Raw genomic sequence first — 12,786 nt, 5'->3', positions numbered from 1 at the left:
TAAATAATAAGTCACGGAAAGATAAATGAGTTTTAACCTAAGTAGTATTCAGCAAGATATTCTCTTCGATCAGCTAAAAAATAAATGTTCTTCACGCTACAACATTGGCGGTTACATAGAAATAGACGACCAAGCACAGCTGTCGTTGTCGAAAATTCAATCTGCCCATGAACTGCTCATTTCAACATTTGATGTATTTGGAATTCGTATCATCGAGTCAGATGATGGATTTGAACAATACATCACAGATGAACGTTCGACCGAGCTTCCTTTGGTTGATGTCAGTCAGCAAAGTAATCCAGATAACGCGTTTGACGTTTTTATAAAAAGTGTGTTTTCTTCTCCTATGGAGCTGATAGGTAAGGAACTTTATAAATTTTACTTGGTAAAACTCGCGCCTGGACAATTTCGTTATGTGGCACTCGCGCACCATGTGATCATGGATGGATTTGGATTCGCTAACCTTGTCAAAAGCCTATCTCTTTTTTATCGAGGTGAACAACTTCAGCAGCCAGCCATGCCGTGGCAGGAAGTTGTAGAGCGGGAAAAGCGTTACATGATGAGTGCTAAGGCTGAGAAAGACAAAAATTTTTGGAATGAATATGATTTTCCGCATAAACAGCCTTTATTTACTCCTTACTCCCAATATAAAGAAAGTCAAAAAAATGATGCGAGTGTAAGGGTTAAATTGCCACTTTCTGAAAATTATGTCGCTCAAATAGAAAGGGTGAGTGAGCGGCTGAATGTAGCAATAAACAGCGTTTACTGTGCGTTGGTGACGGGTTTTATACATAAAACATTTGGCAAGAATAATGTGACAATCGCAATGCCAGTGCACAACAGAAAGGGCGCGATTGAACGTAATATGTTGGGGGCGTTTTTGAGCTATTCGCCCATGAATGTAGATATTAAATTAGGTGATAATTTAGAGAGTATCACCCAAAGAATTATTAAAGTTCAAAAAAAGCTGCTACGTCATCAGCAGTATCCTATAAGTCAAGTAATCACTAACCGTAAAGAGTTAGGCTTAACAGAACCCAGCTTTGATTTTCAATTTAATTACTTAAAACTGGATAGGGCACTGGCATTTGAAAATGACAATTCAGATATTGTATTTGTTACAAATAACGATGAAAAACTGCCACTATCGGTAACCGTGTGGGAACATGCTCAAACAGGGGGTGTTGAGCTGTTAATAGATTTACAAACTGAATACTTTTCTCCAAAAGATATTGAAGTTATACCAGATAGGTTGCTTGATTACGTTGCGCATATACTTGAAGATGAAACCCAAGAGTTAAAAGAGCTCAGCGTTATTAACCACTGTGAACGTCAGCAATTGATTCAGGGGCAATTAAATAATTCAAACGAAAGTCTTGAAATATTGATTAAGCATGGCTTGGAGCTACATAGCGATAAGCTCGCTTTGGTTGATGAAAATGAAACTTTATCGTTCGCACAACTTGTTGCTCACAGAAATGCCATCGCCAATAAGTTAAAAGATCTTGGCTACAGCAAGGGAGATACGTTGGGGTTATGCTTTGAACGTAGCAACTTAAGCATCGTCACAATGCTGGCATGTTTGCACAGTGGTATTTCATTCGTACCTATCTCACATGACTTCCCACTTAGCAGAATAAAACATATTAGTGATACCGCAGAACTCAAAGGCATACTTACACAAAGCCAACTGCTTTCTAGGGTTGCAGATTTGTCTTTACCTGTCTGTGCGCTTGATACTCATTGGCAAGTGATGGTAAGCGCAGAGCAAGGTACGTGTTCGTCAGTTTCGATAGATGATGAGATGCTTGCGTATACCATGTTTACATCAGGTTCAACGGGGCATCCTAAAGGTGTTAGTATCAGTCGAGGAGCGCTTGCTAACTTTTTAATCGGTGCAACTGAGCAGTTATCAAGCTGTTTTTCGCAGCAAACAAGAACGCTGGCAATCACCACTTATATCTTTGATATTTCGTTGCTTGAAATCTTAGGCACTCTCATCAAAGGGGGAACTCTCTATCTTGCTTCCAATACCGATACGGTTAATCCAGACCGTCTCTGTGAGATGATTGAAAGCCACAATATCAATTTGCTACAAGCAACGCCTACTACTTGGAAAATGCTATTTGAGTCAGGTTGGTCTGGCAGTTCGAACTTGAATGCATTGGTTGGAGGTGAGCCTGTAACCGCTTCTTTAGCACAACAGCTCCTTAATGCGTGTCATCAAGTCTGGAACTGTTATGGCCCAACAGAAGCAACTATATGGTCAATGATCAAACAGATATCGAAGACATCTACCGCTGCAATGTCGCGAATTGGTGGTACATTGCCTGGGTATCAGCATTTTGTTCTGATGGATAACGGAGATATAGCGCCGCACGGAGTGGTTGGGGAATTATGCATTAGTGGAGCGAGTCTATCAGTCGGTTATTTGGGTGACACAACCAAAACCGAATTACAATTTCTGTGTAGTGAGTTTTTATCTAACAGGTATGGCATTGAGCGTTTTTATAAAACAGGTGACTATGTCAGGCAAGTTGATGCCGATGATTTTGAATATATTGGTCGTATCGATGAGCAGGTTAAAGTCAATGGTTTTCGTATTGAACTTGCCGAAATTGAAGAAGTATTAAGAAAAAACAAATCGATACGAGAAGCTGTTGTTGTTGTAAATAAGCAAAGCAATCCGAGCGGTATTCTAGTCGGATATGTGGAAATTACCTCTGATTTTTGTGGCGATATTGAGGAGCTTATCACTTATTCGAAGCAGGCATTATCTCAACAGTTGCCATATTACATGATACCCGCTGAGATATTTCATATTGATGCTATACCAAAAACAGCAAATGGTAAGACTGATAGAAAGCAACTTGCAAATAAGCAACTAGAGTCGAGCATAGAGAGTGGCGTTAAGACACAAGAACAGGAGCATATGGCCCATCTATGGGCGCAAGTCTTAAATGTATCAGTTGAGCACATTGGTGCACATAGCAACTTCTTTTCTTTGGGTGGCAGCTCGGTAATTGCAGTCAAACTGATCTCGCTGTTACGTAAATCTGGCTTTAAAGAGGCGGCAGTTCAGGATGTATTTGCAAGCAAAAACCTCGCTCAAATGGTGAGCAAGCTACATGAAAGCAGAGAAAGTACAGCACATACACACAATGGTATAGCGCTTGAAGAAAGAATTCCTTTGACCTCTTCTCAGCAACGACTGTGGATGGTCGAGCAATTGCAAGGCGACAGCCCTGAATACAATATGTTCGTGGCCTTAAATACCGAAGGGAAGGTTAATGTTGACAAGGTCGAACGGGCATTTAGAGATGTTATTAACCACTACCCAATCTTAACAGCAAACTTTGAGCAGGTTGAAGGCGTACCTGTTCAATACCTGCCTGCGCACTGGAATTGGCAATTAGACAAGCAAGACTTAAGCAAGCTAAATGAGTCGAAAAAGCACTCTGCTGTACAAGCTGCCATATACAAAGCACAAAGAGAAACTTTTGATTTAACTAAAGATGTCAAGCTTAAAGCAAGTTACATTGATTTAGGGTCTGATGAAGGTGTGTTGTTAATTAATATTCATCACATCGTGGCCGATGGATGGTCGGTAGGCTTCTTGTTAGAAGCCTTTAAGCGCTTTTACCTTGGTTTGATAAATACTGAAGGAGGCTGTGAAACGTCCAATAACGATGCTCAAAATCATTACCTTGAGTATGCAGTGTGGGAAAATGCTACGCAATCGAGTCACACGTTTAACGCAGAATCGGCTTATTGGCGCGAGAAGCTTGAAGGCATTCCCGATACTCATAATTTGCCACTTTGCAAACACAGACCTCAAACAAAATCGAACACTGGTTTAGCGCAATACCATAGCCTACCTGCTCAGCTTAATAGAAAGCTGCTGGATTATGCTCAGCAAAATGAAACCACCCCCTTCGTTATTGTTCACAGTGCCCTGTCTCTCGTATTGTCTAGACACAGTGCCAGTAATGACGTGGTAATTGGTACGCCGTTTACAAACAGACGAAACGCGTTAGCGGAAGACGCTGTAGGGGTTTTTGTTAACCCTGTTGTTTTGCGGGCAAATACTAGAAATAGAACGATTGAGGCGTACTTGGCTGATATGAAGCAGCTCCATGTAGAAGCGCAAATCAATCAATCAATGCCGTTTGATAAGCTAGTTGATGAGCTTAAAGTAGAGCGAAATGCCCAGTATTCTCCTATATTTCAGATCGTCCTGAATGCTGATGATGGGGTGGCCGCGATTGAACAAAGTTTAAAGGCACTGCCATTTAGCACTAAATGTCAGCAGTTAGAGAAAACAAACTCACGTTTTGACCTTGAAATAAACTTGCAAGTTAGCAGCGAAGAATCTCGATTACAGTACATATACGATGATAGTATTTTTACTGGCGAGTTTATCGAGACGCTTCATCAACACCTTACCAACACGCTCGAATCGTTTACTGGGCTTTCATTGCATGATGAAATTAATCAAGTTCGGACGCTATCTGAATCACAGTTGCAAGAGCAACTGGTCGATTTCAATGACACGGAAGTGACGTTGCCTGGGCCTAGGCTACTACACCAGTTGTTTTTTGATGCACTAAGAGACTATGCAGATTCTCCTGCGATAATTACATCCACACAAACGTTAACGTATAAGACCCTGTTTGAAAGGGCCTATGCACTGGCATTGTCTTTAAAAACACTGGGCGTAGGGCCGGAAGTATTAGTCGCTATTTTATTACCAAAAACACCAGAGCAGATCATCGCAACGCTGGCTGTCAACATGGCAAAAGGCGCTTACTTACCACTTTCATTGGACTGGCCTGAGAGTCGAAATGCGGCGGTATTAAGGCAAGCAAACTGTACTTTACTCATTGATGAAAAAGGGGTTCATCAAGTTGCTGTTGATGGTGATAAATTGCACAAAAGTATGTGCAGCACTGAACATGTTCAACACAGCAGTGATGAGCTTGCAGATTTAATCGAGAAATCAGACCTTTTCATGGCACAGTCAGATTCAGATCTTGCCTATGTGATCTTTACATCTGGTTCAACGGGCAACCCAAAAGGGGTAGCAATTGAGCACCGAATGGCTGCCAATACAATTTTAGATATTAACAGTCGTTATGGCGTGACAGAACTTGACCGTGTGTTCGCTATTTCAGCTCTGAGTTTTGATTTATCGGTATATGATATTTTTGGTTTGCTGGCGAAAGGTGGTGCCATAGTGCTGCCTGACCCTGATAAGCTAGAGTTGCCGCAACATTGGCTAGAAATGGTTGAGCAACATGCTGTAAGTGTTTGGAATACTGTGCCAACCTCCGCTGCGTTTTTATGTGAACAGGCCGAGTTAAAACAGCATGTTGTACCTTGCGTCAGGGTAATGATGATGAGTGGTGACTGGATTGCAACTGACTTACCAGCGCGCTTGTTTAAAACTTTCCCGCGGGCCAATGTGTATAGTTTGGGAGGGGCGACCGAAGGTTCAATTTGGTCAATAGACCACCCTATTGTAGGCGATACAAGTGCGTTGAAGTCTGTGCCATATGGTAAGCCACTTGCTAACCAGAAGTTTTATATTTTGGATGAAAACTTGGCATTTATTCCAAAAGGGGTCACTGGTGAGTTATTTATTGCGGGTGAGGGCGTAGCTCGCTGCTATTACAATGATGAGCAACGTACAAGAGAAAGATATTTACCGCATCCAATTCTAGCTGAAAGACTATACAGAACGGGCGACTTAGGGCGCTATTTGCCGGATGGCACAATTGAGTTTTGTGGGCGCAAAGATCATCAAGTAAAAATTAGAGGGTTCAGAATTGAGCTCGGTGAAATTGAGTTTCAGTTACTGCAAAGCCCACAGGTTAAAAGTGCTACGGTCATTGCTAAAGATGATAATTATGGACGCAAAAGGTTGGTTGCATATATTTGTCCAGCCAATGAAGCGTATTACGATGCACCAAAACAGGAATTAAAAAATCTAGCCCAAAACACTCAAAGTAATATCAATATTGATGCTGTGATCAGTGAAGTTAAGCAAAGTCTCATAGAGACTTTGCCAAGTTATATGATCCCAGCGGCGATTGTTGATATAAAAGAGTTACCACTTACTGCCAACGGTAAAGTTGATAAATCTAGTTTGCCAGAGCCTAATTGGGCAGCAATTGCGTCGGCAAACTTTGCGAAACCAGAAACAGAGTTGGAACGTAAGTTTGTCGACATGTGGACTGACTTGCTCGGCTTAGATAAGGCGCAATTGAGTGTGAACGCCAACTTCTTTGAGTTAGGCGGTGACTCGATACTATCAATTCAACTGGTATCAAGAGCTGCACATGAAGGTTTGTATTTCAGTGTGCGTGATCTATTCGAAGGTAAAACGATTCGCGGGTTGGTAGAGCGTGTTACATTTGAGAAAAAGACACAAACGAACCAAACGTCAGTAAATGGCACTCAGACATTACTACCTGTCCAAGTTGAGTTTTTTGACGATCTTACTGACTTACATCACTTCAACCAAAGCGTCATGCTATCTGTGCCAGAGGCGCTTGCTGCCGATACACTTAGCGATATGATAGCCGAAATTGTCAAGCGCCACGATGCATTGAGGCTGGTGTTCGCTATGAATGAACAAGGCACTTGGCAAGGTCACTATCGAGCATTAGATAGCTTAGGCTCATTCGTTGAAGAGGTGCACTGGCCGACTTATCAAAAAGCGCAGTCAAACCTCAGTGTTGAGCAGTTTGCAACTAGCGTACACAAACAATTGGATATCGTATCTGGACCACTTATGAAAGTGGTTTTGTTGCGTGACCTTGTTCAAGCGGAAGCAGACACCTGCGGTGATACAAATAGTGAAGACCGGGTGCTCTTTGTGATCCATCACCTGTTAGTTGATGGCGTATCATGGCGCGTGATCTTAAATGATTTGAACAGGTTATATCAGCAGCATTGCCAGCAGCAGTCATATCAATTGGAAGATAAAACATCCTCTTTTCAAGAGTGGGGTGAGTATGTTCAGCAGCTCGCCAAACAGGACATCATTTTAAAACAGCACAGTTATTGGCAGCACGTAGTTAGTCAACCGGTATCAACATGGTCTGATATTGAGCGAGATAATTTAGATGTTTCTTGTAAGCATGAGCAGATGCCGCAATTTCGTGAAGTTAAGTTTGACTTGCCTGTGTTAGAGACACAAAGCCTGTTGAGTGTTAGCAACCAAGCATACAAGACAAAAACTAATGAGTTGCTTATGTCTGCTTTATTGATGACAAATGAAGCTGCACCGTTGCAAGGAAAAATAAGAATTGATGTAGAAGGGCATGGGCGAGACAATTTAGAAAGCCAATATGACTTGAGCGAAACGGTCGGTTGGTTCACCAATATTTACCCTTGCCTATTAGACAGTCCGTCAAATAGTGTGAACGATATTATTTGTGCTGTTAAAGAGCAATTTAGGTCTGTGCCTACGGCAGGGGCTGGGTTTGCAATATTAAATCGCTGTGGTGGAGAGGCTCAACCATTATTTGCTAACTACCGAAGTGAGTTGCTCTTTAACTACTTAGGACAGTTAGACGCAAAACATCAAGCGAACAACTATTTCGAGTTAGCGAAGGAAAGTAGTGGTCAAAACTTCAGCGAGCAAAGAGCCCAAACTCACCCATTAATTTTGGATTGTTATGTTGAAGATGGGCGACTTAGCTTTTCGTTGCAATATGATGCGTATCAATACAGTGAGCATTTTATCCAGCAGTGGCCAGCCTCATATTTACAAGCGCTTAGTCATATTGTGGCACATTGTAATTTGGTTAATGAGGGGAGCATAGCAAGACGACCTACACCTAGTGATTTCTCACTGGCAAGCGTTGACCAAGCTCGGTTAGATAGTTGGCTAGACACGCTTAATGCAAATGAGCTTGCCAAAATTGACTTGTATCCCGCAACGGGCATGCAACAAGGCATGTTATTCCATAGCATGGAAGAAAAATCCGCATACGTGTCTCAAATTGAATTGTCGCTGGTGGGCATCAATGAATCTCTATTTAAATCCGCTTGGCAAGAAGTATTAGAGCGACATGATATTTTCAAAACCAGTTTTGTTGGATTTGAGCAAGGGAATATTCATCAGCTAGTTAGACCTTCGAGCGTACTGAATTGGCGCTCAGTAAACTTGTCGGATTTGACAGCAGTAGAGCAGAAGCAGGCGATCGTCACCCATTTACAAGAGGACAAACGTCAAGGGTTCAGTGTAAAAGATTTTCCATTAATGCGTTTTACCCACTTTACGTTGAGTGGATCTAATGAGTGTGATTCTGAGCAGGGAGAGTCGGTCTTACTTTGGACTTTCCACCATGCAATTTTGGATGGTTGGTGTACGTCGATTGTGTTCTCAGAAGTAACCGAAATTTATCGCTCATTATTGACCAACTCCACTGCGCGTTTGGAACAAAGCGAGCGCTACCGGAATTATGTAGATTGGTTACTTACACAACCGATGGATGAAGCGAAAGAATACTGGAAGCAAACATTAGCCAAGGTTGAACAAAAGACCAGTTTGCCCGTGAGTGAATTCAGAGCAGGTGACGTTGAAGCCGTTACTATATATGATAGCTTGAAGTTCAGTCATGCAGACACTATGGCGTTGGTGCAGCTTGCCAGACGTCATCAAACAACAGTGAATGTGATCTTGCAGGCCGCCTGGAGTTTGTTGTTAAGCCGCTATACGGGAGAGAGAAATGTCACCTTCGGTGTCACAACATCAGGGCGTCCACCCAGTTTAGTTGGAGCGGATAAGATCATTGGTCTATTCATCAATACATTGCCAATGGTTGTTGAGGTTGATGAAGAAACTGCATTGGAAAACTGGTTACACAGTATCCATACAGATCTAGTTGAAGCTGATTCCTATAGCTACTTGCCTTTATCTCAAATCCAAAAGCAGCACCCTTTGGGACAAAGTTTATTTGATAGTTTGATCGTTTTTGAAAACTATCCTATTGATCAGGCAATTACGCAAAATGCACAACATGCACAATTTGAGGTGCAGTCGGTTAACAATTTTGAAGGCAATAATTATGGCCTTAGCCTCATCGCGTACCTTGGGGAAGAACTGCAAATAAGCTTTGAAGTTAAGCAGCACTTGCTCAATGCGGATAAACTGAGTCAAGTTGTAAAGCACCTTCAAGCGATAATGCAAAGTATGGTGACGTGCGTTAGCACGGTGTCGGATATCAATATGTTGTCTGACATTGAGAAAAAAGAGTTGTCCAAAGGCTTGGTTCCGAATAGAAAATCATATCCGGTTAAGCACCATATTCATCAAGCTTTTAGTGATAAGGCGCAGTTGTTTTCAGATAAAACAGCATTAGTATTTGGTGATGAACAGTTATCGTATGCTGAATTAGATAATTACTCATCGAAACTCGCTGTACAGATCATTCAATCAGGCATTGGTCAAAACAACCTTATCGCTGTTTGTATGAATCGCTCGTTTGAGCTTATCGTAGCAATACTAGCAATACTGAAATCTGGTAACGGTTATGTACCAATTGACCCAAATAACCCCGTTGACCGTATTACTTATATCCTTGGTGATACCGGCACCTCATTGGTGTTAACGCATGAGCAGGATCATTTTGATTTTACTAATCAATACCAGAATCTGCCGGTGTCGTTACAGTCACTACAAGCGGATTGCTCGGCATCACAAGTGCCAAGTGTAGATGAAGCAGCTAGCTCTAAAGTAGCGTATGTCATTTATACCTCGGGATCCACAGGTAAGCCAAAAGGTGTAGTACAAACTCACGAAAACGTGATGAGGCTGTTTTATGCAACGCGAGATGAGTTTGCAATTTCATCGGACGATACGTGGGCTATGTTCCATTCACCGGCATTTGACTTCTCGGTTTGGGAGATGTGGGGAGCATTATTACATGGTGGTAAGTTATTACTACCAACGAATGCCTGCACTAGAGATCCATATAAGTTTGGCGAGTTTGCACAAAAACATGGCCTCACGATATTAAACCAAACACCTTCTGCATTTTATGGGTTCACACTCGCAGCGATAGAAAGCAAGGCTGTGTTTGAACAACTTAGATTAATTATTTTTGGTGGTGAAGCGTTAGATCATGACATGGTAGAGCGCTGGTGGCAGTACTACAGTGCTGAGCAAATCCAATTGGTCAACATGTACGGTATTACAGAAACAACGGTACATGTGACCGCCAACTTCCTACACCCCGACTCTTTGGATAATAAGAGTATCGGCAAACCATTACATGACCAATTAATTGTGGTACTCGATCAGAATATGCGTTTGGTGCCCAAAGGGGTGGTAGGAGAAATGTATGTGACAGGTGCTGGGTTAGCAAAAGAGTATCTAGGTGATTTGGAGAAGACGAATCAAAAGTTTGTTTCTAACCCAATACCTGAAATTCCTTACACTCGATTGTACCGAACTGGGGATTTAGCACGATTTAATCAACATAACTCGCTCGAGTATATGGGGCGAATTGATGATCAGGTGAAAATCAGAGGGTTCAGGATTGAACTTGGTGAGATCGAAGCCAAATTAACAGCACTAGATGAAGTATCAATATGTAAAGTCGTTGTACACCAAGAACCTCTTGGCACGAAAGCATTAATCGCATACATCGTGCCTCATGATGAGCATAAGTCAGAGAGTTCAGCGCTTTTAACTTACCTGAAGAAGGCGCTGTCTTTAGTACTGCCTTCTCATATGGTCCCAGCATACTGGGTTAAGATTGAGGCGTTACCAATGACGGCAAACGGTAAGTTGGATGTTGCCAAGCTAGAGAAGCCAGACGTTAAACTTCAGGGTAGCCGAGTAGCTCCAACGAATACACTCGAAACGAAGTTAGCAGATATATGGATGACGACCTTAGGGTTGGATGAGATTGGTATTACGGATAATTACTTTGAGTTAGGCGGTGATTCAATTAAGTCGATTCCGTTAGTCAATCGCATTAAGCGCGAAATAGGGGAGTGTCAAATTAGTGAGTTGTTTGCGCATCCCACTATTTCTGAGTTGGCAGCATTTTTAACACGACATAACCGTGCTCACTCACAACAGCAAGTCGATGCGTGCAAGTTAGCGGCTTTCGAATTGCTAACCGATGAAGAACGCCAAATCATTGAAGCTTCAGACGCTGTAGATGCGTATCCACTGTCTTCGCTTCAGCAGGGTATGATTTTCCATCATCTTATGGATGAACATGGCACTACATACCACGATTTATTTTCTGCAACCATAGCAGAACCCTTCGAACTCGAACACTTTGTGGCGGCATTACAAAACGTTGTGATAAGGCAGGAAGTCCTTAGGTCGACAATAAGTCTGTCAGCTCAACGACCATTGCAAATGGTCTATGAAAATGTCGAACTGCCTATTATTTTAGAAGATCTACGTAACTTTGATACGACGACTCGACGACAAAAAATAGCAGAGCGTAAGTCTGCCATCTTGGCGCATGGGTTTGACTATGAGCAGCCGTTGTGGCGCATTCATATTCAGCAATTAACCGATGGTGATTTTGTTTATCATTTCAGTTTTCATCACATGTTACTAGATGGCTGGAGTGTGGCTAACTTTAATACTGAGTTATTCAGTATTTATCGCGCCCTTTGTGATGGTCAAAGTACTGTAGGTGACCCTGAATCGATTCGAATCTCCGATTATATTAGGTTGGAACAAGAGGCTCTGCATTCTCGTGAGCATCAGGCATATTGGCAGTCAAAAGCAGAGCAATTTCATACACCTTGGTGGTTAACAAGGCCATCGGGAGATGTTCAGCAAGTCTCAATTGACTTAAGTAAAAATCAACAGGTGGCAATCAAGGGCTTAGCTGCGCAAGTTGGCGTACAAGAAAAAACAGTTTATACCGCAATGCATGCGATATTACTGTGGATGATTGATAGTAATCACAGCGTATTGACGTCAGTTGTCACCAACGGACGGCCTGCATTAGCTGGTGCAGATACGAAGCTTGGTATGTTTTTGAACTCGGTTCCTCTGAGTGTTGAAGTAAGAGGAAAAACGTATGTTGAGCTGATAAAGCAAATTGAGTCATCATCAGTGGAGTTGTTGCCTCACCGCTACTATCCGATCAGCGAGATCCAAAAGTTAGCGCAATGTGATTTATCCGCTTCAATATTCAATTACACCAACTTTTATGTCTATAACGCACTTAATGAAAAAGTGTCAGTCACGGACTTTGAGCTACAAGAGAGAACTAACTTCTTATTTGAAACAAGCGTGATGCACTCAGCTCAAGGTGAAGTATCGATAAGATTGAAAGTAGATAAAGTTGCGTTTGATGCCAGTGTACTAAGCCGCTTAGCAAAATACATGGATGCTATCTTAGATAAGTTATTGAGTGTTCCTGACACACAAGTGGTGTTAAATGATTTGATGACTCCGCAGGAAATGCAGCGTCAAATGACCACTCTGAACGAATACAAAACACATCCGCATAATGTCGAGTCTCTAATAGAAGGGTTTGCTCATTTTGTTGCGCAGTCTCCAAATAAAGAGGCCATCCAAGAGGGAAGTAAGGCATTCACTTATCAAGAGATCGATAAAATGTCTAACCGCCTCGCAGCGGAGATAGCACAAGAACATGACTTGTATGGCCGTTATGTTGGGTTGTATATGGGACGTTCATGTGAGTTTGTTGTTTCTGTATTGGCTGTTATTAAAAGTGGCGGTGCATATGTTCCATTAGATCCTAGTTACCCTGATAATAGGCTTGAATACAT

1 protein-coding gene (only partly in view) is annotated in these 12,786 nt (G+C 42.1%); it reads left to right on the top strand.

Annotated elements, in window-relative coordinates; genetic code table 11:
* The first annotated feature begins 25 nt into the window (after positions 1-25).
* On the top strand, positions 26-12,786 hold the 5' portion of the coding sequence (locus L1070_RS14530; protein ID WP_237126074.1) for a non-ribosomal peptide synthetase. It continues 1,525 nt past the right edge of the window; the window shows 12,761 of its 14,286 coding nt (coding positions 1-12,761); it begins with the start codon at positions 26-28; its stop codon lies off the right edge, out of view.

Source organism: Pseudoalteromonas sp. MMG022, from assembly GCF_021654245.1.
GTDB lineage: Bacteria > Pseudomonadota > Gammaproteobacteria > Enterobacterales > Alteromonadaceae > Pseudoalteromonas > Pseudoalteromonas amylolytica.
Note: the sequence above shows the minus strand (reverse complement) of the source record. Positions and strands in the feature narration are given on the sequence as shown.